Source organism: Acidovorax radicis, assembly GCF_020510705.1.
GTDB lineage: Bacteria > Pseudomonadota > Gammaproteobacteria > Burkholderiales > Burkholderiaceae_C > Acidovorax > Acidovorax radicis_A.
Genome location: NZ_CP075184.1, coordinates 1 through 23,498, shown reverse-complemented (window position 1 = coordinate 23,498; position 23,498 = coordinate 1). Strand labels below are relative to the sequence as shown.

The window sequence follows — 23,498 nt, the reverse complement described above, 5'->3', positions numbered from 1 at the left end:
CTTGGGTATGGGCTGCATGGCGTCTGGACATTCACCAAGGTAGCTGAGTGGCTAAGCGCCGAATCACTGCGGAGGCAGCAGGAGCGGTGTGCCGCCAACTGGCCACGCTCCTGCATTAATGGCATCCCAGATGACCTGACTCACGTCTCCAGAGATCATGTGCAGGCTTATCAGGGCGTTGAGCTGAATGATCGCATGGAGTACCTCATCGTCTTCAGGCTGGGCGCATAGCTGATAGCTACGCCCCGAATCCGTTCTGATAATGCCACGCGAAAGCTCCATACATTGCAGCTTGGAAGTCACCCGCAGAGATCCCGAATCCATCTGCGCGGCCAGATGCAGATCCCCATTGCCCCGCTTCAGGATGCGCCAGTGATGGAGTTCCACTGAGGGCTGGGACTCAACGGTAGGCGCTAAACGATCGTTCAGAAACTGAACCTGCATTGAAGCCTCCTTGCGATTGGCGACTAGGACACCAACAGACCGTCCCAGTCCATGGCAACTCCAGCCGCATTTTGCACTTGTTCACCTACATGCCGTCTTCTAGGATGCAGCTCCAGGGAGGAAGATGCCTCATCCTCCTCCAGTTGCAAAGCCACGTTTGCGCCACTGCGTTGTTGGATCTACTGGGCCAAATCTGACACAAATTTTTTTGCGTCTTCGTCCATCCGTTTGTCGAAATCGGGACTTCCAAAGTCAAGACCCACTGGGCCATTGAGTTCCATGCAAAATCTTCTTAAGTGGATTTATACGAAGCGCCGGATATTGAAGTTGCCGAAATTTGATCACCTGGGCCAATCCAGAACTCGTGATACCCGCATTGCTCTGTAAACACTGCTACTCGATGAATGGCCCCATCAGCGGGTGTTTCGCCTAGGTAAAACGCACGCCGAAATGTCAGATCAGAGCCATCCTTAAATTGGACGTGAACACTGTCATTTGAAAAATCTGCCGCCAAAAGGTTGTCTTCAACAATGTCTGCGGCAGAGCGGCTCAGCCTCTTTGAAAGAGCAATCTGCCAGTTCTCCAGGATACTGATCCACGGCATGACTGCCTTTTTCTTGAGATGATCAAGCTCCTCCTCGGCTGCAGCCCGGATATCGTCCTGAGATGGAGTGCCCTCCTCACTAAAGAGGCGGTCCAGGTATGCTCCTCGCGCGTCCATGGTTGCGACTGCATAGTCAAGCCAAGACTGGAAATTAGTCGGTGGAGCTGGTGTACTCATATCAAACCTCTATCTTCCGTTGCGGACTTTAATGACAGCCATTGAAAATCGGAATGAGTGGATCTTCTGAATCGGAATAACGGGCAAGTCCGGCACCGGAATCGGTGGTTTTTTCGGCTTGGAGTGGCGGGCTTTGCTGGCCGGAATGCGCAAGATCTTCACAAGCGTGCGCGCACCGATAGCGCACTGGCACAGAAGCAGGGGAGGCTGGTCTTTCGAGTCCATTGCGGCGTAGACATTCGACAATAACTTCCCGGTCATAAATAAGTTGCCTGCAGCGATCGACCCCTGGTCCAGCGATCGGTCGTATCCCTGCCGCCAACAAAAAATCGGCAATTGCGCGCGGCGATCGGCCGAGGGACTGTGCAACGTCTCGGCCCAGGATGTATCGCTGTTCAAATGTCTGCAGCGCAGCGACTCCGATCTTTTGTACCGAGCGGCGACCAATACGCCGCAGGGATGCTGTAACCAGACCTGACCGGACAAGTGCATAGACAACCTCTTGCTTGACACCAAGTCGAAGGGCCACCTCAGGAATCGTCAACTCGGGACATGCTTGCCGCTGCTTGCCCGTGAACCACTCATCGAGCTGAGCGACGCAAAGTACCAATGCACCTACACCGTTGCTGAACTTGACGGATCCCACCGGTACAAGAGAACCGTTGTAAATATCCGCCAGCAGAAGGCCGACCTGCTCGGTGGTCCAAGGCCAGTATCGGATCAAGTGTCCCAATGTGGTAGTTCCTAAATCGGCGGAGACGACCTGAACCTGGTTTTGAATCAGTGTTTCCCAGCATTCGATCCAGTTGCTAGGGATCGCCCATGGGCACCCCTGCACGCCAAGCTTCTTTGCCTGGGGACAAATAATGGGTAGAAGCGCAAGCAGTCGTTGCCGTTTCAGCCCGAGCCGAATGGAAACATCTAGGAGGGAGATTCCATCGTCTAGGGTTAAGGCCAGCTTTTCGACATCGGCCCTTTTCACAACGACGAACTTGCGGTGCCCGGCCGTCATACGTTCCTCACCCTGCACGCTTCCATCCTGGATCAAATCAGTGAGGCGGCGTCGAGAAACGTGGAGTATTCGACAGGCATGGGTAGCAGGAATCCAGGCCATGCCTTTCAATACCGATGCATCAAGGCGTCGGTTACGTTTCCCGATGGCGCCTGTCCAATGCGCCGCTACATAGTTCTCGAAGTCGGTGCGGAGAAAGTCGAATTCGGCGTCCTTGAATCCGCGATAGAGTGCCGCATAGAAGCCGCTGAATGCCTTGGGAAGGCTGCCTTTCTCTTCGGCGTTTCCTTGCATTTGCAAATTTCCCAACAGGGTATGGAGCCCAGCGGGCCAAGCGGCAAGAATTTCGGCGGCCATGCTCGTGATGGGCCAAGAAACAGTTAGTTTGTCGATGTTGAGCACCTTCTGAGGTACCCCGGAGTCACGGCCGTTGCCATAAGTGCCCAGTAATCGAACAAGTCGCACGCATTGCCCCAGGCTCAAGCCATGGAACACCGGCATATTGATGGGGGCTGTTCCTTGGGCTACGTTTTGAAGTGCTCGGCTGAGGCCGAATACGGAGACTGGTGCTGTACGGCCCTGTTCCGCCGTAAGGTGGTTGCCGCAAATGCATTGCAGTAGGTTGTCCCGATGCCACGGTATTTGGGCGCTACAGATGCTGCAGGTGTCCACCAACCAAAAACCGCATGCCGAACATGCATCTGCAAACAAAATTTCCCAGCCGATCGACCAGCATCGCCTGCGGTTCAAACATTCTGGGCAGAACCTTGACCATCTTCGCACCCATGGGGTGAATGTTTCCTCGCCGCCGACAGCCAGATTTGGGGCGCGGCCCTGTACCGGATCAACCTCACCACTGGTTTCGAGCTCCGCAAGATCTCGAATGGACAAGAGATTGGCTGCTGCCAGCCGGAAACGAAAACCAAGTGGTCCCTCATCAGCCATGCGCTCCGGGGTGACAAGCAAGCTCATTCGTGCCCCTCACTAAAAGCGTATGAGAGTACTGAGGTCAATGTGGCAAGCTGCAACTGAACCCTATGAGACAGCGGCCGACGCTCATCGGGTCCACGTGTGAATTCGGATGATGATTGTGTCGTGGGTTTTCGGTTTGTTTTCCGCTTCAATTTGATAGCCGTAAGGTGATCGTGAATCACAATTTCCTTAAGGCATGGACGGAAAAAAACCAAAGCCCCCGTTTCCCAGTTGTCCAATCTCAACGTGCGAGCTAGCGTCAGAGGATTTTTGGCCGCATGAAGAAAAATGACCTGCCTCAGATGCTGGCAGTATTCGCTGTCATTGAGTATCGTCCGAAGCAGCTTTTCGCTAACAACGGTATTCAATCGAGATCTGGATTTCAAGTGCTCCAAGGAGAATTCTGGCAGCAGAATGGATCGTGTGAAATTTAGAAGAATGAGAAACCAGTTAAGCGGCGTCAGCGCTCCTGAAATGACTTCGATATTGTCCGGGGGAGCGATTGTTGCCGCCATGGCCTTGGCAGCCAATTTGCATATTAAAACTCGGTGTTGTGATGCCTTTTGTGCTGGTATGTTTGCAAATCGGACGCCACATGAACAATTTTCCAGTGGCATGGAGAACCAGCTGAGGGGACGATTGCAACCACTGCAGTGACTTACAAGAAAGCATTTGTGTATATGACAAACGTCATATTCTTTCAACTCCCAGCAGCAATCGGATATCGGCAGATTTTTTCCGATGCATATGGGGCAGACCATCCGACGTTCTAATCGGACCTGTCTGGTTGATAGTAAACCGGTACCGAACAGCACCCCGGAGCCACCCCCAACACAGTTTTTTATATATGAACCATGTGTTTCAAGTTGGGCTTCACTGCAACCGGTCAGCGTGGCGATCTCAGGGATTGCTTTTGTAGTGGTTTGCAGTGACTCCAGAAATGGCTTGACTATTGGTGACCACCCGTTCCGGCTTGATACGCGCGAAACATATCCGCGAAGGCTTTCATTTTTGACGGGTTGTGGGCGAACGAGGAGTCGCGCTGGGATTGAGGGGAGCATGTTCATATCGATGCCATCTTGCCCGCTGTCACACTTCGTCCGGCTTTCCGATAGCCGTCTGCCTGGGTGTACTGCGTGACGTCATCAAAAATATCAAATGGCTCTAATACCCCATTCAATAGGCGTAAAGTTGCATCCTTGGAAAATGGATTGAGGTGCTCTGGAGCGTCTAACCAAACCGCTCGTTTGAACGCAGTTTCAAAAGATTGCTGCGTCAACATCCCTTCGACGTCCATGCTGGACCGTGAAACAGCATCGTCGATGATCTTGACGACATAGTCCAATATGCCGTGGCTCGCATAGTAGAAGCATCGAGCCATGTTATTTTCGGACAATGAGATGCAGGGTATCGGCAAGCGCGATTGAATGCTGTTAAGGACGGCTCTGAATTCAAGCCTTTCATCGTCGGTATCGAAGCCAAATGGCTGCATATAGTGCGGTGTGCCAAATCTGCGCCTCAATTGAGGGTTGGCATTGACCACCGCTATCGAACGGGGGAGGCCGGCAAGAATCACCGGCGCTTGAACCTGATTGATTAGATTTTTCAGCCAATCGGACACCCGCCTGGATTCCGTGGACCGTCGGCCGTCATAGAAGTGCTGAAACTCATCGATTAGAAGTAACTCGACGCCGCATTCTTTGAAAAAATGAATGATCCTGTTTGTTTTGGCGGCCGCTGTGCCTTTCGTGGCGGCAAGGTCACCCAGCGCAAAAAGGATGGCCTCCGCCAGTGTCTTAACGGTGGGGGATTCAGGGGTGTCCACACGCAGAACAGGAATCCGAGTGCCACTTTTGGAATGGGTCCGGGGAAACTTAGCCTCGTAGTACTTCAACACCGTACTTTTTCCACTGCCTGTCTGCGCAACAAACAGCAGGCCTTCCGTGACGCCCGCCACCTTGCTGCGCTCATGCAGCCGTGCGATTTCGCGGATGGCTAAGGTGAACTTAGGATGTTCAATGATCTGCTTTCGCAGAGTGAACGTCGCCAGGGATTCGGGCGATTTGGACGCCTTGGATTCTGCGATGGATACGGATTCATCTGAGAGTCCAAGGGTCAACATTTCAACCAGGGAGGATCGTGTAGCCATGAGCTTCCATCTGTTTCTGGGTTGAGACGTTGAATGCTGGCAAGGCGTCGCCATGCCCAGAATCCAATGGCCGAGTTGGTTTTGGTGCTGGGTCCACCTGTCGTCTCGCGGTCTGCAGTGCTTCTTGCGAATCACCGTGGATCACCTGTTCGCTGTCCGTGAGTTTCAGTTTGGCCACTTTTTTTCGAGTGGCCTTCTTCTGAGCCCGAATCGCTTCATCCACAATGGCCTGAATTTCAGCTTTTACGACCAGGAGCTGTGCATGAGTCCAAGCGTCGGTAAAACGCCGTCGCGTCTCGGCGCATATGAGCTGGTGGGTGTACCGATTGACTCCGGATGCATAGTCGCAATCGACGGCAGGGACGTCTATGAACTCTTTAAGATCAGGATGGAAGACGGCGATGTAGCCAACGTCATGTTCAAACGCACGAAGCTGTAACTTGCGTGTCCCCTTCGTACCCTTATTGAGCGTCTGGAGCTGAGGGGAGTTGTACATGAGGTTGTCATGTTCCAAGCCGTAGTGGAACAAGGTGCGCGTGCTGTCAATGCCAACGATGTTGTCCAGCTGCCGGGGAAACGCAGGCAGTTCAATGACAGCGTTGTTTTCGCCCTCTTGCCACGCCTGCAACGGCGTGCGACCCTTCAAGCCTCGGTGGGGCTGTTTGTTGTACTGATCGACGATCCACTTCATGATGATGTGGGTTAGGTCTTCAATATCTATAGCTGCGTGCGCTTCCGAAGCGTAGTCACCGCGTTGTTCCACGTTCGAAAATGTCGTACCGGGCAAGGTATGGATCAATCCGCGATTGAGGGTGCCAATGGCTCTTTCGATACCCCCTTTCATTTCCGGGTGGGCGACCCCGCAGTAGTGCAAGTTGATACCCATCTCTAAGGCAACTGCCTCGACTGTGTCGCCGTGCAATTCCATGCCGTTATCGCTCACAACGGTGTCTGGTAAACCACGAGCGGGCCATGGTCCGACGACGTCAGGAAATCGCGCCAAGATTGTGTCTTTGGGCATGATCATCATGCGCATCGTGTAGAGCACAGACGCCTGCGATGGCGTGTGAAAACTGATGTAAAACCCGACAATCATTCGACTGTATCGGTCGATCGCCAAGGTGATCCATGGCCTTCCCAGAACCAGCCGGGTAAGCTTGCAGATGATCATCGCGTCGATGGGGCTGTGGTCCAGCTCGATCCGTTCCAGTATCCTGCTTACCTTGAGGCGATCAATGGCGCTGCGAAGTTCTTTGGCGGTGGCGGCTCGACCCGCTCGTGCGTTCGAAACCACCTGGTAATAGAGCTTATTTAGCCAACGGTAGACGCTGGCCGGACTGGGCATATCGATGTGCTCAGCTGCAGGACTGGACTGATTGACGCGGGTGATTTTTCTTTCTACAGCTTCGACGACAGCCTTCCCTGGTCGCTTCTGCGGAGTTAAGAAAACTTCTGAAACGGCCTCGTCAAAGATTGCTCGCTGAGCTTTGTTCGGGCGGCGTCCTGCACGGTGATGCCGTGGGCATAGTTTGGTAGCGCATTGGGTTGGAAGATATTTCTTCCACCACCGCCACACAGTGCCCGGGGAAGGAGGGTTTGCATCCTCTAGTTCTAGCGCGATGGCTGCAATCTTCGGCTGGAGTTTGGATGGTGATGACACGAGAGGAGACTCGTCTTGCGCGAACAACTCCTTGATGCGGCGGACATATTTCATCCGGCGGGCTGCAAGGTCTTGATCTTCTTGCGGATACGTTCGTAGATCCAGCGCAGTGGTGAAGTAAAACACATTGCTGGACCGGCCCAGGCTCTCCTCGTCAATTTGCCACTCTCCTGTACTCCACCGTGTATGGATCTCGGATTCGGTCAAGTTACAGGGTTCACCTGCTTCATCTTCTAGCTGAAAACTGCCATTGGCTAGACGGCGTAGCAGCGTGAATGCATGGGTTTTTTGGAGGAATCGCAGCCCCTGCTTAAATGCGAAACGAACCATATGCGCCTCCTTGCATTTCTGGAGGCCACACATCGCTGTCATCCGACAACGGTTGCTCAAGGTCAATCTGAAGGTGGTTGGACTGCACTAGGCGCAGTACCTTGTGAATTCCCTGCAACTGGTCTCTGAGCTGAGCCAGCTTCCAGCAGGGGCCACCTGTCAATGTCTTTACCAACTCTAAATTGGGAATTGCACGTGCCGCGCGTTTACTGCTCGTGTGCAATGCTCGCAAGTTCTCCAACAAAGGTTGACGTCGAATGGTGTCCTCGTCCATCACGTGGAAGCGGCGACCTTGCTCGGCGAACCGTTTGGCAACCGCCTGAAGCTTGTTGCGCACTTCCGGGGTCTGTAAATCGCACTTGGGTTTGACTTCTATGTACAGCTCGCTGCCGTCACGGAAAATCAGGCAGAAATCCGGAAAATACCTGTGTTGTTCACCGTTCTCGTCGTAGTAAATTTCAATAGAAGGCTGTTCTTGGTAGCTCAGTACCAGAGGGTGGTATTCGAAGTGGAAAATTGCATCCCGCTCCAGAAGGGACTCCCAATGCACCATGCGGCCGAGTTTTTGGGATGGAAATTTGCCTCTAAATCGCTTGCCGCTGCGCGTGACAACTTTTCGGACTCTCATACGATTTGCCTGCTCGAATGTTGATAGGCATGCGCAGGGCGTGAGTCGTCCCTGGCCTGTTTGCCATAGATTTAATAACTGGGTATTGCCGATTTTTGGGCGTGAAAACGCCCCTCGCCAGAATTGCGTCAGGCGATCAGAGATGAAAATGGGTGGGGAGTGTCTTGACCTAGTAATCGCGTTGCGCGATACTGAAATTCTCAGGTGACAGTATCAATCGCTCTGGCGGTTGTGTAGACGGGACATTCCGCAAGGTTTGTCCCGTTTTACATTGGAGCCTCCTGTTTGGTGCGCCGCTTCAGTCGGGTGGGCTGGTAGCGGGGGCGCTCTGCCACCCGATCTTCCACATCAAGCATGACATGCATGGCCTCCAGCAAGGCCGGATGGAGTCTCTCTAGCTTGTTCCACAGATCGTTGCAGAACTGATAAGTTCTTGTTGACGCATCTGGTGGCAGCACGAATCGCCTCTTAGATGCCTGTAGAGCGAGTTCCAGTTTCTGCTGGTCCTCGACGCTTAGCTCCATCACACCAACAAGCTTGTCCAAGAATTCTTTGCTTGGACTTTTGGTGCCTAGTTCAAGCGACGAAAGATAAGCCTGCTCGTATCCCATTGAATGTGCCAAGTCCAATTGCGTCATACCGATTTGTAGACGTAAGTTGCGCAAATGGACTGATATTGGGCTAGACATTTAACACTTGCAGAGGCAGTTAGAACATGTTGTTTTTGAATTTTAGATTAATGTCGGGAATGATGGGAAGTTATGATTTCATGTGGAGGGGCGGCTTATCTATAAGCTCAATGTCGCAAAAAATCATGTATTTTTCTCAACTAGGTTTTGCCGCAAAAGTTGCCCAACGTCATCCCCAGAAAGATTAATTAATAAATGCAGATACGCAGGTAAGACGGCCTACAAATTGTTGGTCAGGTAGCTATACGCATGCGGTGCTACGGTCGTGACTTTCCTTTTCTGGCAGGTTTGGCCAGAATGGGGTTTGTATACGAATCGGGCACTTGATGCCGTAACGAAGGCGGGTGAAACCATAGAGCGCATCAGGGAACAGCAGGAGGTTGCGAACGCTTCTTTCAGTTCAATTGAAGAGAAGCGTCAGCATCGGCGTTAGCTTGACAACGACTCTCCGCAGACCCACCCGTAGAAACACATGGCGCAAACGATCCTTGGCCGCTGACACGTGACCTGCCAAAAAATCCTGTCGATTAGCTCGAAGCACTCAATCGCTTCGTTGATCGTGGCTATCTAAAGCGCTTGCCGCGCCGGGTGACCCGATCAAAGGTAAACACGTGCTCCTGGGGAGATTCCACACAGCAGCCAAACAGCCGACGCCCCTCGTTTCCCTCCCCGTAGCGCAGCTCAATCGCAGCAGCGCACTCCAGACAGGTGGCGGTATAGCGGACTAAGCCAATAACGCGTTCCTCCCCTGTCCTAAAGCTTTCCAGTTGGGCGGGTGTTTCTTTCCAACTGACCAGTACCTCCGAGGCAGGAGCGATCCGATCTGCAAGCAACCACCAGCCGTCGCGGATCGTTCCCCACAAGATCCAGCAGCCCAGAACCGCCAGAACGGCGAAGGCCAGGTCAGAAGTGGCAAGGGGACGGTGGACATAGAGGTGCAGCCACCCAGTCCCTGTCAACAGCAGCATGCACAACGCTGGCACGATGATGGTGCTGGCGAAGGCGAGGCCCCGAACCGATCTGATCTTGAACGACCCTGTGCCGAGCAGCGGCTTGGCGATGAACGAGCACCTCACCAAGCCCGCTTCCGCATAGTCGTACTGAATTTGATGTGCTGTGGCATCTGACAGGGGTTCAACCAGTTGATCACCGGGTTGTCCATCTGGCGTGTCTGCTTGTCCCTCCAGGGAATAAACCTCCAGGAACCATTGCGCCCGATGCCGTCCGCCCGGTGAGTGTTTTTTTAGCTGTAACGCATGGCGGAAACCGTGCTCCGCAAAGAAGGCTTCAACGCTCGCTCTTCGACTTTCAAGGTACCGACCAAAATTAGCGTTTTTGACCTTTTGTGCGGATGCTTCGTAGTCATCCCGCTCTGGCATACCACTGGCCTCGGTCAGCTCCTGTGCATCGAACTCCAGCTGCCGCGCCCCCTTGGAATTTGTGCCCAGGGTGATGGATTGACTCACTAAGGCACGGATGAGTTTCGAGGCCGTCGCCTCATCGCGCTGACTGTCCAGCCAGTCATTCAGACAAGGCAAAAGCTCACGCAATGACGGCTCGGACAACCCGTTGGCAACCGGTTCAGGGCTGGTTGGCTGGGATTCGGATCGCAACACTTGGTTTTCCTCCACTCAACTCTTGGAATCCCTATGTTGTCACTTTTCGCGCTGCACAAATCCAATCGTTTTGTTCATGTGAGCGAGGTCGAGCGTGGTTTGGCCTGTGATTGCCGATGTGCCGTTTGCGGTGAGCCGGTGATCGCCCGCCAGGGCGAACTCAGGGAACACCACTTCGCGCACAGCTCGAACGCCGATCCCTGCGCATCCAGCTACGAATCAGACCTGCACCGCTTTGCCAAGCGGGTAATCATCGAAGCCCGGGGGCTGGTAGTCCCCGTGAGTCTGGCAGCATCTCAAGCGCTGGGGTTCGGCGGAAGGTTAGATCCCTCGATCCTGCTAGCGTGCACGGACATTGAGGAGGAGGTTGACGTTGGTAATCGGCGGCCCGACTTGTTGGCAGCGACGACGGCTGGGGTCAACGTGGCCATCGAAGTCGCCTACTCGTCCTTTTGCAGTGCGGAAAAGTGCCACGCGTACGAGCAACTGCAAATGCCTGCCTTGGAGATCGATCTCCGTGCGTTCACACCCACGGCCTTTGACGTCGTCAAGGTCACGCACGCAATTTTGGAGGACGTCGCGGGAAAAACCTGGCTCTGGCCCGAGAACATTGAGGCTCAGACGCCGGGGGAGTTGTCTGCTGAGAACGCTCCTAAACAACATTTCCTTCTGGAGGAGATCGTGACGATCCAGGGACGTTGGATATCGGTCAAGGAGCTGCCCAGCGGCGACATCGCCATCAAAGCAGTGCGATACGACCCAGATGTTGTCTCTGTTGTACGAACGGTCGCACGCGCGCATTCTGGGCGATACCGTGAGGCGTACCACAACTGGGTCATTCCACGCTTCAGGGCGCAGGCAGCCCGGTTGCAGTTGCGCGCGATTGCCTCAGCCGCTTAGTGCTGCGCGATCTGAAAGCGCTTCCTGGGAGGTGACCATGAGGCCATCGAACACGGTGTTGCACCAGCAGCTCGGTGTCCATTCTGGGGAGGCCAACTGCAATGGCCGCGAGTCAGACACCTTCCGGCCAGAGCCGTGCCATTTCCGCCAGACTCGGTCAGGTACCTCGGCAGTCGCCTCAGGCGAGGGTTTGCTAGCGTAGGGAAGTGCCAGGTCCGCTATGCGCCCCCATTGCGACTGGTCATCACTAATCCGGCATGCGAACCCTTCAAGCTCACCAAACTTTGTTCGCTCCGAAAGCACTTCGAGGTTCTAGACTGGTTACTGGTATTCACGCATTTGTGCGAGTGACAACTTGGCATAGCATTCCCATTAAACATAAGGGGAGCGAAGTGGTTGTATGAGTGCAGTACCTACGCTGAATGCGGTACCTGAAACCGGTGCTGCCAACGATCAAAATGAAAAAACTGCCAAAGATCGTATTAAGGGCACCCATACTCCTGAAATCGTTGTAGCTTTGTGTGGGCCGTTGGGTACGCCGCTACATGACGTGGCTAAGATCTTTCAAGAATTGCTTCGCGGCCAGGACTACGGATACAAACAGGTAGAGATCATCAAGCTCAGCAGTGAAATTCGGGAGATGGTTGGTCTACCCCCCGAAGCAGACATCGCAGCACTCATCAAAGCGGGAAACGATCTCCGCGAAGCGCATGGGCGTGCCGTCCTGGTCCAGCGCGCCATTCGTCGAATTTCTCTTGCGCGTTTGAAGAAGAGTGAGGAAAAAGCTGATTTCACTCACCAGCCAAAACTTTTCGTTGAAGAGTCGGGCGACGTTGTTATCCCTACACCGATCGAATGGACCTGTCACATTATTGATTCGATTAAGAACGAAGAAGAACTCGAACTTCTGCGTTTCGTTTACGGTGACATGCTGCATATCGTCGGCGTATATGCCCCAATCGAACAGCGAATTGCTCGACTTCAGAAGAAAATTTCTAGACCGGAGCAAATCCACACGCTAATCAACCGTGATTCCGGCGAAGAGCAGGATCACGGACAGCAAGTACAAGACACCTTCCCGCATTCGGACTTTTTCCTGAGGGTCGACACAGGTACCGATTCGCAACTGACATCACGCGTTCGTCGTTTCCTGGACTTGATGCTTGGTACCAGAATCATCACGCCAACGGTTGCAGAGCGCGCCATGTACGCTGCATCGTCCGCTGCCATGAACTCGGCTTGCCTGTCACGCCAGGTGGGAGCTGCATTGACAAGCGCGAGCGGGGAGTTGATCGCCACCGGATGGAATGATGTACCACGAGCGTTTGGCGGTCTCTATGAGATTCAAGACTTGCGCGCGTCGCCTGATGAAGATCATCGTTGCTACAACAAGGACGGAGGAAAATGCTTTAACGATGAAGAGAAGGATTTGATTGCAAATACCGTCATCGATAAGATGATCGCCGAGGGCATAGTTGATAGAGACAAGGCCGAAAAAGCCGTGAAACTCATTCGACACGATTCTCAGCTTCGCAGTCTGATTGAATTCTCTCGCGCAGTTCATGCTGAGATGCATGCTCTCTTAAACGCGGGAGCGCAGCATGGTTCGAAGGTACGCGGAGGAAAGCTATTCGTCACTACCTACCCATGCCATTCATGTGCACGACACATTGTTGCGGCGGGTGTGCGTGAGGTCTACTTCCTGGAGCCTTACCGCAAGAGCTTGGCGACTAAGCTTCATGAAGATGCGATAACTGAGCAGGAAACGAACACCTTTAAGGTAAGGATCATGCCGTTCGATGGTGTTGCGCCGTCGCGCTTCCTCAAGTTTTTTGAAGGCAACGACCGCAAAGACGGTCATACAGGAAGGATGCGAAAGAAGATCGCTCGACCAGTGACCGCCGTCACGATGGAAGCAGTTTCTTCGCTTGAAGGCATCGCTATTAAGTCTCTACAATAGCGTTTTAGCGAGAATTCGTTGATCAATTTACTGCCTAAAACAGATCCGGAGCCTTCCATGACCCGTGCATCCAATGAGCAGTTGGAGTTCGATTTCGAAAGCGTAGTTGAGCCGTCTGAGCAAGAACTTCCGGCGCAAAGTTCTCAAGTGCCTGCTCTAGTCATCTGTTTCAACGCATATCTTCGCTCACGTCGCGTCCGCGAAAAAGAGGGACAGGACGCCAAGCTGATCGAGCGGATCACCAGTCGAGTTCAGCATTTCAAGTAGTTTTCTTCTTGAGGGTGTTGCACCTTTGAAATTGGTGCGGTCCTGAGGATCGGCCGAGAAAATTCGGATTCAGCTTTCTTTGACAGCCCCGGAGGGCATCCAACACCCTAGGGTAGCTGGCACTGCTTGTTCACCTTTTTCATCGATTCCAAGCTAGCCTTCAAAAGTGAATGGGTGATCGATTCACACGCGTTTAGTCGTCGCGACACCACTCTATTTGGCCCTGTCTCAACCAGAAATGAGAGCGGCAACCGTCCTTTACCCAGACAGAAGGATGCAAGGTAGGTCGGCCACCCGAGTCAACCGTCAGTTTCCAGCGAGGGTGGGCCTCAGGAATCAACAGAAGCTCAAGAATGCGTCCACAGCCACAGGGGCACTTCATTCCGACACACCAATCCTCGCCACCGTCTCGGGCAAGAACAAGATCTCGGTCGGGTAGCTCCTTGGGAAGACTGTCGCCAGAGACTACGATAAGGCTCCGAGCCTCTGGGGGGCCTTTCCACAGCCTGGCCCACCATGCGCTATACCAGTTGATGATGCGCCGCGTAAAGGTTCGCATAAACGTTCTCAAAGCTGAAGTTACCGCACCTCGGCCTGCGAAGTGAGTTGCGGCATACCAAGCAAGGGCTCGCGAGCTCCGTGCCCTAGCAGCGGAAATGGATCGGATTTAAAGCTGCTCTCCGCCAAAAACTCCTCTTCTGCAGCAGCCAGAGATCGATTACGGCGAGCATGGCCTGAATTGCCATCGTGCCGAAATGGGTGGATGCGGGCGATGAATTCGAGCACGGTGTCGGCTGAGGCGCTCATGTTGAGCGCTATTACCGATGGGGCCTCCTCATTCGCACCGGGAATGTACCCGTCCGCGATCTGGGCCTTGAACTGCTCAGGATCTGTTCGCTTCAATTGCTCGGCACGGACGCCTTGTTGGGTATACACGCCACGCTCGTAGAGCATGGGCCCACCAGGCCGCACGTAATCGACACGCGCACACACGTCGAGAATCGCCACGCCGCTTTTGTTCTTCCGCGTGGGGATGGTGACGCCCACATCAAAAGCGGGCATCAAGAAGAAAGCTGCGATCAGATCGACGATCTGTCGGCCTTCTTGAGAATCCACGCAACTGAAGATCACGTCGGCCTGGCACGCTTCCAAGACCGCGCTGCGCGAAAGGATTGTCTCCGGCACAACACGGGCGACGCCAGGGCCTCGATAGGAATCAATCGCTCGCCGAATTGACTCTACCTTCAGTACATTTGATTTGGCGTCGAGCAGCGTCGAATTCAAGATTCGGTTCAGATTCTTGTGCTCAACGCGATCAAAGTCGACCAAAACGACCTGGCCAAAGCCTAGTCGGGCCAACTGTTCTGCGACGATTGATCCAGTGCCGGACACCCCCACCACACACGCCGACAGCCTTCTAAGCTCGCGGCGGGACTCGCTGGTGAAGGCCATTGGCCGCGTGGAGAATTCGCCATCCGCCCACCAGAAACGCAGGTCGTGATGGGCCATCGTGACCACCTCGAGCACGCTCACCTGCATGTCTTTCGAGTAGATCCTGGCCAGCATTGCCCCTGACGACACCATGATGGCGGAGCCGTGCAGACTATCCACGGCATGGTAGATGCAGGGGATGACATCGTGATCACTTTGATCGTCCAGCCGGGAGAATCCGAAGAGGTCCCCTGGATGCGAGTGCAGAAGGATGAGACTGTGCCCCGCTGCGTCGGCCTTGTCGATTCCATCCTCGATGGAAGCCCCGGGCCAGCGCAGAAAGTCAGCTGCGCGCTGGCATTCTGCGTGGGGTACCAGCACGATGTCGTGGGCGAGTAGACGGGTACGAGGACCAGCGACCCTGGAGCACACCAGGATCGCCGCAGCCTCGAGTCCATCGCCAGGAAAGAGGTGCTTGCGCGCAAGCGCATACACCTCATGCGTAAGCGTCAGACACGAGGCCGGCATCATTTCTGCACCTCGTTCAGCAATGCAGCCTCTACGAGGGCAAGATGCGTGACCATGCTGTCGACTCCAGGTCGCCACTGCGATGCCGAACCACGATGGCGTGACCAGCGCTGGAAGGTCAGCCCTTGTACGGAAATCTGCGCTTCGGTGGCGGGGATAGTGACACCGCTGTTGAGCGATGCAGCGGGGAACAGGTAAAACATGTCCACTTCCGACATAGGGTACGTGGGCGGGATGTTCAGCGCCATCTGCACCACCGCCGGCGAGAAGCCTTCAGGAAGTTGGTACTTAAGCAGGATGACCCACCGGGCACTTCCCTCCAGCACGGCCACCCACCCCGGGTAGTGGGTATCCAAGTGGCGCTCATCGCCATCGAGCAGCCGGAACTGCCGCAGCGGGTGCACCCCCTCGCCGTTGTTGACTTCCTTTGGAGACACACGCAGCTTCTCGATGCCGGGCGTGGTCAGATCAATGACGTCGTCCAACTCCATGGTTTGTTTGGGCTGATCCTTCACCTTCAGGAAGATCTGCCATCCCGCATCGAGGTTGATGCCCGCGACGGTCAAGGCATCACGCACCTTTACTGTCGGGGTCCGGAAGCCGAAGAAGCTGTCTCCAATCTTCAAGACCCAGCGGGTGAACAGCTGTTCCACCCCAGCTTCACCCAATCGGACGATTTCGTCATCTTCCAGAAGGCGGTCTTCTTGGCGCTCGTGCTCAAGGTAGAAGCTCTTGGAGCGTGGGAGATGCGCCAACTTACGTAGGGTGGTCACGGAGACGGTTGGAACCGGCCAGTCGTACCGCAGCCCATCCACCGTCAGGCGCTCCAGGCCATCGCTCTCGCACACGATGAAACGGTTCTGGCCTTCTTTCAGCCGAGCTACTTCAGTTGGACTGATGTCCTCCACGCCCCGGTCCAACCACTGCAAAACACAGACATTGGGCTCGGGATTGAACCCGGCTGCCAGTGCGATCTGCGTTCCCGTAGGCGTTTGATCTTGAAGTTCGACGGTGCGCAGCTCCAGGTCAAGGCCGCACACTTCAACGGTTTGCCCCTGGCCGGGGCGAGCGATTTCATTCGGAGCCATGTTGACTTCCTTTCATTCAAACAGTATTTGTCATGTGGAAAATTCCCACATTCCGCTCTAGCTTTGCAATGAAAAGTTGACAGCCTCAGGTACTAAACGCGACACTCGTGGCTTCCACACCGGACGAGCGCTCTAGCGCGAGTTCACTCAGGGGGTCAACCTTCACTGGTTTGACCCCTTGTTTTATTCGGTGATGTTCATAGCGCCTCCTTGTTTGTCAATAAATCGCACAAATATTAGAAAGTGCAATATGTTGGCATCTTATGCTGGGCGCGCTGCTGTGTCAATCTGGCAAACACTAAAACATTTGTGCCATCCATTGACTTTGTCAGCCTCATTGACATGATTGGCTGCATTCGCTAGATTTTGATTTCACTGGAGTCACTGACGTGATTGAAGAGAGCCGTCTGTACGTTGTCTTAGGCGAGATCATTCGTTCTCGTCGGTTGCTTGCTGAGTTCACGCAAGCACAACTGGCGGAGCAGGTCGGGCTGGAACGTACCTCGATTACCAACATCGAGAAGGGAGTGCAGAAGGTCCCGCTCCACGTTTTGTTCCGCATCTGCGGCGCTCTCGATGTGAGTGCAACAAAACTCTTGGAGTCATTAAACGTGGATGAGTCCGCTGAACGTCGTGAATCCGAGATTGACGGTGCGACGATCAAAGCTCAGTTGAGCTCTGCGGGTAGTCCATTGTTAGGAAGCGCCATCGAGCGCGTATTGACGCCATCCTGAGAAAGCAAATGTCACACACACCAAAAGTCATCGAACAGCGTGCGCAAGAACTTTTGCGAGGTGCGCGTGTTATGAGCACGCCTGTAGATCTGTTCAAGATTGCACGGTTTTGCAACGCAGAAATTCACTACGAAAAGATGGAGGCGGATGTTTCAGGCGCCCTTGTTGTTCGTGGTGCAGAGCGACATATTTTCGTTAATGACGAACATCCTGAACCCCGACAGCGTTTCACCATTGGGCATGAGTTTGGGCACCTGATCCTTCACGATACAGGCGACAGAATGATCGTGGATAAGGACTTGCGTGTTTATCAACGCGTTGGAGAGGCCACATCTGCTGCGTACACAACTGGCGGCTCTACAACAACACCCCAAGAAGAGCGCGAAGCGAACATGTTTTCTGCTGCTCTACTCATGCCTGCTTCGGTGATAGCGGCCGAGGCGCTGATCCGTGACATTTCTGATGACGAGCAGACGCTAGGCCTGGCAAAGGAGCTGAAAGTCAGTGTCCAGGCGCTGTTAATCCGCTTGCAGCAACTCAAAATTATCGAGAGCACTCTGGGTAGCGCTACTCAAAAGCAAACGGCATTGTTTGAGTAAGGGGTATTCCTGCAGCGAAAAGCTTCTCCGACGGTGGCTGTGCAGTTCGTGCCTGAAAAGCGCACCTCGAGTGACAACAAGGATAGCAACAGGCCTGCGACTTCCGCCCACGCCCTGCCATAGAGGGTCGCGAGTCACTTATGGGCGGAAAGCACCATTGAGTTCTTAGCGAAATTTGCAAGTAATGAGAATATTTGCAAGATCAATGAGACCTGCAACATACGCAAGACCCAATGGAGCTAGACTTTTTGCAAATTATGAGAATTTTTGCAATATTTTTGAGAACCTACACGCTCAAATGTCGATGTTGCCGGCCCGCAGCGCATTCGTCTCGATGAATTCCCGACGCGGTTCCACCTCATCGCCCATCAGCATCGTGAACACGCGATCCGCCTCGATGGCATCATCGATCTGTACGCGCAGCAGGCGGCGCACATTGGGGTCCATGGTGGTTTCCCACAGTTGCTCAGGGTTCATTTCGCCCAGCCCCTTGTAGCGCTGGCGGCTGGTGGTGCGTTCGGCTTCCGATATCAGCCACTTCATGGCCTGGCGGAAGTCACCCACTTTTTCTTCCTTCTGTTTGTCGCCTTCGCCACGCAGGGCCTTGGCGCCCTCGCCCAGCAGGCCACGGAAGGTTTCGGCGGCTTCGGCCAGGGCGGCGTAGTCGGCGCCGTGCACGAAGTCTTGCGTGATGACGCTGCTCTTGATGTTGCCGTGGTGGCGGCGGCTGATGCGCAGCATGGGTTTGTCGGTGCGGGCATCGAATTCGCCCGCCACCTCGGCGGGGGCGCCGGTGGTGTTCAGTTCGCGCAGCTTGGCTTGCAGGGCCACGGCACTGGCTTCGGCCTCTGCCACGGTGTCGAGCTTGAGGCTCACGCCGTCGGCAATGGCGCGCAGGGCTTCGGCGTCCATGAAATTGCCCAGGCGGGCGATGACGCTTTCAGCGATCTGGTGCTTGCGCGCCAGCTCGGCCAGGGTGTCGCCGGCCAGCGTTTGCGGGTTGGCACCGCCGGTGGTCACGCTGGCGTGGTTGAGCGCAATGCGCAGCAAGAAGCCGTCGAGCGCGGGCGCGTCCTTCAGGTACAGCTCCTCCTTGCCGGCCTTGACCTTGTACAGCGGCGGCTGCGCGATGTAGATGTGGCCGCGCTCCACCAGTTCGGGCATCTGGCGGTAGAAGAAGGTGAGCAGCAGCGTGCGGATGTGGGCGCCGTCCACGTCGGCGTCGGTCATGATGATGATGCGGTGGTAGCGCAGCTTGGCCACGTCGAAGTCGTCGTTGCCGGTGCTGCCGCCGGCCTTGCCGATGCCGGTGCCTAAGGCGGTGATCAGCGTGAGGATTTCGTTGCTGGTCAGCAGCTTCTCGTAGCGGGCTTTTTCCACGTTCAGGATCTTGCCGCGCAGCGGCAGGATGGCCTGGAACTTTCGGTCGCGGCCCTGCTTGGCAGAGCCACCGGCGGAGTCACCCTCGACGATGTAGATCTCGCACATGGCGGGGTCTTTTTCCTGGCAGTCGGCCAGCTTGCCGGGCAGGCCCATGCCGTCGAGAACCCCTTTTCTGCGGGTCATTTCCCGCGCTTTGCGGGCGGCTTCGCGGGCGCGGGCGGCTTCCACGATCTTGCCGCAGATGATCTTGGCGTCGCCGGGGCGCTCCTGCAGGTAGTCGGTGAGCAGCTTGCCCACGATGTCTTCCACGGGCGCGCGCACTTCGCTGGACACCAGCTTGTCCTTGGTCTGGCTGGAGAACTTGGGCTCGGGCACCTTCACGCTGAGCACGCAGCACAGGCCTTCGCGCATGTCGTCGCCGGTCACTTCGACCTTGGCTTTCTTGGCGAACTCGTTTTCTTCGATGTACTTGTTGATGACACGGGTCATCGCGGCGCGCAGGCCGGTCAGGTGGGTGCCACCGTCCCGCTGGGGGATGTTGTTGGTAAAGCAGAGCACCTGCTCGCTGTAGCCGCTGTTCCACTGCATGGACACTTCCACGCCAATGTGCGTGCCAGGGATGCCGCCATAGGTTTCGGCCGGCCGCTCGCCAGCGGCGTAAAACGACGTGGGGTGCAGGACGGTCTTGCCCTTGTTGATGAATTCGACAAAGCCGCGCACGCCACCCGCGCCCGAGAAGTCGTCTTCCTTGCCGCTGCGTTCGTCCTTCAGGCGAATGCGCACGCCGTTGTTCAGGAACGAGAGCTCGCGCAGACGCTTGGCCAGGATCTCGTAGTGGAAGTCGTTGTTCTCTTTGAAGATTTCCGTGTCGGGCAGGAAATGCACTTCTGTGCCGCGCTTGTCGGTGTCGCCGGTGATTTTCATCGGCGACACTTCGACCCCGCCGACGGTTTCGACAATGCGGTTTTGCACAAAACCACGGCTGAATTCGAGCGTGTGCACTTTGCCTTCGCGCCGCACGGTCAGCCGCAGCATTTTCGACAGCGCGTTCACGCAGCTCACACCCACACCGTGCAGGCCGCCCGAGACCTTGTAGCTGTTCTGGTTGAACTTGCCACCGGCGTGCAGCTCGGTCAAGGCGATTTCGGACGCGCTGCGTTTGGGCTCGTGTTTGTCGTCCATCTTCACGCCCGTGGGGATACCACGGCCGTTGTCGGTCACGCTGATGGAGTTGTCCGAGTGGATGGTGACCACGATGTCATCGCAATGGCCTGCCAGCGCCTCGTCGATGGAGTTGTCGACCACCTCAAAAACGAGGTGGTGCAGGCCGGTGCCATCGGACGTGTCGCCGATGTACATGCCGGGGCGCTTGCGCACGGCCTCCAGCCCTTCGAGGATGGTGATGGAGCCTTCGCCATACCCTTCGCTGGCGCCTGCCTGGTGCGCATCAATCTTGTGGACCGGGGGCTCACCTTGGCCAGTGGAGCCAGTCGATTCGGGCTCGGGGAGTGTGTTGTCAGCGGTCATGGTGGGCCTTGGGGTCCGAGGAAACCGGGGTTTCCAATGGGTTCAATATGAATGAAATGTGCTTCAAGCGCTTATGTGATAAGCGCAAGCAGCTATCAATAATGTAGTGAAGGCGCTGGACGGGCGTCAAATACGCATGGGCATCACGACGTATTTGAAGGTGTCGTTGTCGGGGATGGTCAGCAATGCAGAACTGTTGCCGTCCGAGAGCTCCACCCTCACCATGTCCTGGCCCATGTTGGCCAGGGCGTCGATGAGATAGGTGACGTTGAAGCCGATCTCAATGGTGTCGCCACCGTAGTCGATGTCGAGCTCGTCCACGGCTTCTTCCTGCTCGGCGTTGTTGGACGCCACGCGCAGGGTGCCGGGCTCCAGGTTCAGGCGCACGCCCTTGAACTTGTCGCTGGTCATGATGGCCGTGCGCTGCAGGCTGGCCAGCAGCGGTGCGCGGCCCAGAGTGATGCCGTTCTTGTGGTTCTTCGGAATCACGCGGTTGTAGTCGGGGAACTTGCCCTCCACCAGCTTGGTGACGAACTCCATGCCGCCAAAGGTGAACTTGGCCTGGTTGTTGGCGAACTGCATCTCGATGTGGGGCTGGTTCTCGCCACCGGCGTCACTCAGCAGGCGCTGCAGCTCGATCACGGTCTTGCGCGGCAGGATGACTTCCTGCTTGGGCACTTCGACGTCGAGCGTGGCGCTGGCAAACGCCAGGCGGTGGCCGTCGGTGGCCACCAGGCTCAGCTGTTTGCCCTCGGCCACGAACAGAATGCCGTTGAGGTAGTAGCGAATATCTTGCACCGCCATCGCAAACGACACCTGGCCCAGCAGGTCCTTCAGCGTCTTTTGCGGCACGGCGAACACGGGGCCGAAGGCGGCCGACTCTTGCACCAGCGGGAAGTCTTCGGCCGGCAGGCTTTGCAGCGTGAAGCGGCTCTTGCCGCCCTTGAGGATCAGCTTGGACTGGGCCGATTCGAGGCTCACCGTCTGGTCGCCCGGCATGGTGCGCAGGATGTCGATGAGCTTGCGCGCACCCACGGTGGTGGTGAAGTCGCCAGTGTCGCCACCCAGCTCTGCGGTGGTGCGGATCTGGATTTCGAGGTCGCTGGTCGTCAGCTGCAGGGCGTTGCCCGTCTTGCGGATCAGCACATTGGCCAGGATGGGCAGCGTGTGGCGGCGCTCCACGATGCCAGCCACGGACTGCAGAACCGCGAGAACCTTGTCTTGTGTTGCCTTCAGGACGATCATGTCATCAACCTCTTGTGGTTTTTTGGGACGGTGCGTAAACAGCGGCACACCAAGTGCCTCCCCCTGCTCACAACCCGTCATTTTGCCCTTTTACGGGGCCTGCTCTGTTCGGGGCCATTGCGCCCTGTTCTCAGCCTTTGAGCGTCTGCTCCAACACATGCAATTGCTGGTTCAGCTCGGTGAGCTGCTGGCGTTCACCCGAAATCTTGCGCACAGCGTGCAGCACCGTGGTGTGGTCGCGCCCGCCAAACAATTCTCCGATCTCGGGAAGACTCTTTTGCGTCAGCTCCTTGGCCAGGTACATCGCGATCTGGCGCGGGCGGGCAATGCTGGCCGGGCGCTTCTTGCTGTACATGTCGGCGACCTTGATCTTGTAATAGTCGGCCACCGTCTTCTGGATGTTTTCCACAGAGATCTGACGGTTCTGGATCGACAGCAGGTCGCGCAGCGCCTCGCGGGCCAGCTGGATGGAGATTTCCTTCTGGTTGAAGCGCGAGTAGGCCAGGATCTTGCGCAGCGCGCCTTCCAGCTCGCGCACGTTGGAGCGCACGTTCTTGGCGACGAAGAACGCCACCTCTTCGGGCATCTCGGTGCCTTCGACGCGGGCCTTGTTGATCAGAATGGCCACGCGCATTTCCAGCTCGGGCGGCTCGATGGCCACCGTCAGGCCCGAGTCAAAACGCGAAACCAGCCGCTCGTGGATGTTGGCCAGACCCTTGGGGTAGGTGTCCGACGTCATCACAATGTGCGACTTCTTGGCCAGCAAGGCCTCAAATGCGTTAAAAAATTCTTCCTGCGTGCGGTCCTTGTTGGCGAAGAACTGCACATCGTCGATCAGCAGCAGGTCGAGCGAATGGTAGCGTTCCTTGAACTCGTCGAAGGTGCGCCGCTGGTAGGCCTTAACCACATCCGACACAAACTGCTCGGCATGGATGTAGAGAACTTTGGCATCGGGGCGGTCCTGCAACAGACGGTTGCCCACGGCGTGCACCAGATGGGTCTTGCCCAGGCCCACGCCGCCATAGATGAACAACGGGTTGTAGAGATGCCCGGGCATGCCCGCCACATGCATGGCTGCTGAGCGTGCCATGCGGTTGGCCGTGCCCTCCACCAGCGTCTCGAACGTGAGGGCTGCGTTGAGCCGGTTGCGGAACGCGCCTGCGGAGGCTTCATCGCTGTTGCCTTGCGCAGCTTCGGCGGGAGCCGGAGCGTTGGTGGGTTCGCCAGTGTTGGGGCGAACATAAGTACGTGCAATGGATTCCCGCTGAGCAAGTGCTAACTCCAAGGTTACCGGTTGACCATAGAGCCCCTCAAGCAACGCCGCAATGCGGCCTGCGTATTGGGCGCGGATCCAGTCGAGCTTGAAGCGGTTGCCCACCAGCAACGTGACTTTGGAAAAATCCTCGGCCACCTGCGCAATCAGGGGCTTGATCCAGGTGTTGAACTGCTGCTCAGGAAGGTCTTGTACCAGCTGTTCTACGCAGGCCTGCCACAGGCCCTGACCGGCATCGGCGCCGGGTGGTGGGGACGGGCTGCGGGGGGATTCCTCGGTCAT

20 protein-coding genes are annotated in these 23,498 nt (G+C 55.9%); 5 read left to right on the top strand and 15 right to left on the bottom strand.

Translation table 11 applies throughout. The annotated features are described in order from the left end of the window. Nucleotides 1-63: 63 nt before the first annotated feature. From KI609_RS00100 to KI609_RS00060, 9 genes are all read right to left on the bottom strand, one after another. Complete coding sequence (locus KI609_RS00100) at nucleotides 64-444, bottom strand: hypothetical protein (RefSeq protein ID WP_226445822.1); 381 nt, start codon at nucleotides 442-444, stop codon at nucleotides 64-66. A 292-nt stretch (nucleotides 445-736) separates the two neighbouring features. Beyond that, nucleotides 737-1,225: a hypothetical protein gene (locus KI609_RS00095; protein WP_226445821.1), complete on the bottom strand. Its 489-nt coding sequence runs from the start codon at nucleotides 1,223-1,225 to the stop codon at nucleotides 737-739. A gap of 28 nt (nucleotides 1,226-1,253) precedes the next feature. Next, nucleotides 1,254-3,209, bottom strand: a complete 1,956-nt coding sequence (locus KI609_RS00090) for a helix-turn-helix domain-containing protein (protein WP_226445820.1) — start codon at nucleotides 3,207-3,209, stop codon at nucleotides 1,254-1,256. Then, a complete protein-coding gene (locus KI609_RS22990) occupies nucleotides 3,206-4,270 on the bottom strand; it encodes a TniQ family protein (RefSeq protein WP_226450594.1) in 1,065 nt (354 codons plus the stop codon). The genes KI609_RS00090 and KI609_RS22990 overlap by 4 nt, the downstream gene beginning before the upstream one ends. 2 nt (nucleotides 4,271-4,272) lie before the next feature. Continuing rightward, complete coding sequence (locus KI609_RS00080; protein ID WP_226445819.1) at nucleotides 4,273-5,331, bottom strand: TniB family NTP-binding protein; 1,059 nt, start codon at nucleotides 5,329-5,331, stop codon at nucleotides 4,273-4,275. A gap of 1 nt (nucleotide 5,332) precedes the next feature. Continuing rightward, on the bottom strand, nucleotides 5,333-7,348 hold the full coding sequence (locus tag KI609_RS00075) for a hypothetical protein (RefSeq protein ID WP_226445818.1): 2,016 nt from the start codon (nucleotides 7,346-7,348) through the stop codon (nucleotides 5,333-5,335). Further along, complete coding sequence (locus KI609_RS00070; RefSeq protein WP_226445817.1) at nucleotides 7,329-7,976, bottom strand: TnsA endonuclease N-terminal domain-containing protein; 648 nt, start codon at nucleotides 7,974-7,976, stop codon at nucleotides 7,329-7,331. The genes KI609_RS00075 and KI609_RS00070 overlap by 20 nt, the downstream gene beginning before the upstream one ends. Before the next feature lie 266 nt (nucleotides 7,977-8,242). After that, complete coding sequence (locus tag KI609_RS00065; RefSeq protein ID WP_226445816.1) at nucleotides 8,243-8,665, bottom strand: helix-turn-helix transcriptional regulator; 423 nt, start codon at nucleotides 8,663-8,665, stop codon at nucleotides 8,243-8,245. A 563-nt stretch (nucleotides 8,666-9,228) separates the two neighbouring features. Continuing rightward, on the bottom strand, nucleotides 9,229-10,281 hold the full coding sequence (locus KI609_RS00060; RefSeq protein ID WP_226445815.1) for a hypothetical protein: 1,053 nt from the start codon (nucleotides 10,279-10,281) through the stop codon (nucleotides 9,229-9,231). Nucleotides 10,282-10,314: 33 nt separating this feature from the next. Between KI609_RS00060 and KI609_RS00055 the strand changes: the two genes are divergently transcribed. The 3 genes from KI609_RS00055 to KI609_RS00045 all read left to right on the top strand — a co-directional run bounded on the left by KI609_RS00055 (nucleotide 10,315) and on the right by KI609_RS00045 (nucleotide 13,408). Next, a complete protein-coding gene (locus tag KI609_RS00055) occupies nucleotides 10,315-11,181 on the top strand; it encodes a competence protein CoiA family protein (RefSeq protein WP_226445814.1) in 867 nt (288 codons plus the stop codon). Between the two features lie 400 nt (nucleotides 11,182-11,581). After that, complete coding sequence (locus KI609_RS00050) at nucleotides 11,582-13,141, top strand: anti-phage dCTP deaminase (RefSeq protein WP_226445813.1); 1,560 nt, start codon at nucleotides 11,582-11,584, stop codon at nucleotides 13,139-13,141. A 57-nt stretch (nucleotides 13,142-13,198) separates the two neighbouring features. Then, nucleotides 13,199-13,408, top strand: coding sequence for a hypothetical protein (locus KI609_RS00045; protein WP_226445812.1), 210 nt, complete (start codon nucleotides 13,199-13,201; stop codon nucleotides 13,406-13,408). 193 nt (nucleotides 13,409-13,601) lie between these two features. Here KI609_RS00045 and KI609_RS22950 read toward each other — a convergent pair whose 3' ends face one another. The 3 genes from KI609_RS22950 to KI609_RS00030 form a co-directional block, all read right to left on the bottom strand. Then, nucleotides 13,602-13,790, bottom strand: coding sequence for a DUF6527 family protein (locus tag KI609_RS22950; RefSeq protein ID WP_319003147.1), 189 nt, complete (start codon nucleotides 13,788-13,790; stop codon nucleotides 13,602-13,604). 197 nt (nucleotides 13,791-13,987) lie between these two features. Beyond that, a complete protein-coding gene (locus KI609_RS00035) occupies nucleotides 13,988-15,370 on the bottom strand; it encodes a ThiF family adenylyltransferase (RefSeq protein ID WP_226445810.1) in 1,383 nt (460 codons plus the stop codon). After that, nucleotides 15,367-16,455, bottom strand: a complete 1,089-nt coding sequence (locus tag KI609_RS00030; protein ID WP_226445809.1) for a multiubiquitin domain-containing protein — start codon at nucleotides 16,453-16,455, stop codon at nucleotides 15,367-15,369. The genes KI609_RS00035 and KI609_RS00030 overlap by 4 nt, the downstream gene beginning before the upstream one ends. A 389-nt stretch (nucleotides 16,456-16,844) precedes the next feature. Between KI609_RS00030 and KI609_RS00025 the strand changes: the two genes are divergently transcribed. Both KI609_RS00025 and KI609_RS00020 read left to right on the top strand, forming a co-directional pair. Continuing rightward, the gene (locus KI609_RS00025; RefSeq protein WP_226445808.1) at nucleotides 16,845-17,189 is read left to right on the top strand and encodes a helix-turn-helix domain-containing protein; all 345 of its coding nucleotides are present in this window, start codon (nucleotides 16,845-16,847) and stop codon (nucleotides 17,187-17,189) included. An 8-nt stretch (nucleotides 17,190-17,197) separates the two neighbouring features. Next, nucleotides 17,198-17,788, top strand: a complete 591-nt coding sequence (locus KI609_RS00020) for an ImmA/IrrE family metallo-endopeptidase (RefSeq protein WP_226445807.1) — start codon at nucleotides 17,198-17,200, stop codon at nucleotides 17,786-17,788. A 294-nt stretch (nucleotides 17,789-18,082) separates the two neighbouring features. On the opposite strand, the gene gyrB is transcribed toward KI609_RS00020, so the two are convergent. From gyrB to dnaA, 3 genes are all read right to left on the bottom strand, one after another. Next, the gene (gene gyrB / locus KI609_RS00015; protein WP_226445806.1) at nucleotides 18,083-20,698 is read right to left on the bottom strand and encodes a DNA topoisomerase (ATP-hydrolyzing) subunit B; all 2,616 of its coding nucleotides are present in this window, start codon (nucleotides 20,696-20,698) and stop codon (nucleotides 18,083-18,085) included. Between the two features lie 126 nt (nucleotides 20,699-20,824). Next, nucleotides 20,825-21,943, bottom strand: coding sequence for a DNA polymerase III subunit beta (gene dnaN, locus KI609_RS00010; RefSeq protein ID WP_226445805.1), 1,119 nt, complete (start codon nucleotides 21,941-21,943; stop codon nucleotides 20,825-20,827). 130 nt (nucleotides 21,944-22,073) lie between these two features. Next, nucleotides 22,074-23,498 (bottom strand): chromosomal replication initiator protein DnaA, encoded by a 1,425-nt coding sequence (dnaA, locus tag KI609_RS00005; protein ID WP_226445804.1) that lies wholly within the window; start codon nucleotides 23,496-23,498, stop codon nucleotides 22,074-22,076.

Bases quoted from the DNA above. Each gene is read 5' to 3' on its own strand.
- KI609_RS00070 (WP_226445817.1), bottom strand. From the start codon at position 7,976: ATGAGAGTCCGAAAAGTTGTCACGCGCAGCGGCAAGCGATTTAGAGGC.
- dnaA (WP_226445804.1), bottom strand. From the start codon at position 23,498: ATGACCGAGGAATCCCCCCGCAGCCCGTCCCCACCACCCGGCGCCGAT.
- KI609_RS22990 (WP_226450594.1), bottom strand. From the start codon at position 4,270: ATGCTCCCCTCAATCCCAGCGCGACTCCTCGTTCGCCCACAACCCGTC.
- KI609_RS00100 (WP_226445822.1), bottom strand. From the start codon at position 444: ATGCAGGTTCAGTTTCTGAACGATCGTTTAGCGCCTACCGTTGAGTCC.
- KI609_RS00035 (WP_226445810.1), bottom strand. From the start codon at position 15,370: ATGATGCCGGCCTCGTGTCTGACGCTTACGCATGAGGTGTATGCGCTT.
- KI609_RS00045 (WP_226445812.1), top strand. From the start codon at position 13,199: ATGACCCGTGCATCCAATGAGCAGTTGGAGTTCGATTTCGAAAGCGTA.
- KI609_RS00075 (WP_226445818.1), bottom strand. From the start codon at position 7,348: ATGGTTCGTTTCGCATTTAAGCAGGGGCTGCGATTCCTCCAAAAAACC.
- KI609_RS00055 (WP_226445814.1), top strand. From the start codon at position 10,315: ATGTTGTCACTTTTCGCGCTGCACAAATCCAATCGTTTTGTTCATGTG.
- KI609_RS00090 (WP_226445820.1), bottom strand. From the start codon at position 3,209: ATGAGCTTGCTTGTCACCCCGGAGCGCATGGCTGATGAGGGACCACTT.
- KI609_RS22950 (WP_319003147.1), bottom strand. From the start codon at position 13,790: ATGAAGTGCCCCTGTGGCTGTGGACGCATTCTTGAGCTTCTGTTGATT.
- KI609_RS00065 (WP_226445816.1), bottom strand. From the start codon at position 8,665: ATGTCTAGCCCAATATCAGTCCATTTGCGCAACTTACGTCTACAAATC.
- KI609_RS00030 (WP_226445809.1), bottom strand. From the start codon at position 16,455: ATGGCTCCGAATGAAATCGCTCGCCCCGGCCAGGGGCAAACCGTTGAA.
- dnaN (WP_226445805.1), bottom strand. From the start codon at position 21,943: ATGATCGTCCTGAAGGCAACACAAGACAAGGTTCTCGCGGTTCTGCAG.
- KI609_RS00020 (WP_226445807.1), top strand. From the start codon at position 17,198: ATGTCACACACACCAAAAGTCATCGAACAGCGTGCGCAAGAACTTTTG.
- KI609_RS00095 (WP_226445821.1), bottom strand. From the start codon at position 1,225: ATGAGTACACCAGCTCCACCGACTAATTTCCAGTCTTGGCTTGACTAT.
- KI609_RS00050 (WP_226445813.1), top strand. From the start codon at position 11,582: ATGAGTGCAGTACCTACGCTGAATGCGGTACCTGAAACCGGTGCTGCC.
- gyrB (WP_226445806.1), bottom strand. From the start codon at position 20,698: ATGACCGCTGACAACACACTCCCCGAGCCCGAATCGACTGGCTCCACT.
- KI609_RS00080 (WP_226445819.1), bottom strand. From the start codon at position 5,331: ATGTTGACCCTTGGACTCTCAGATGAATCCGTATCCATCGCAGAATCC.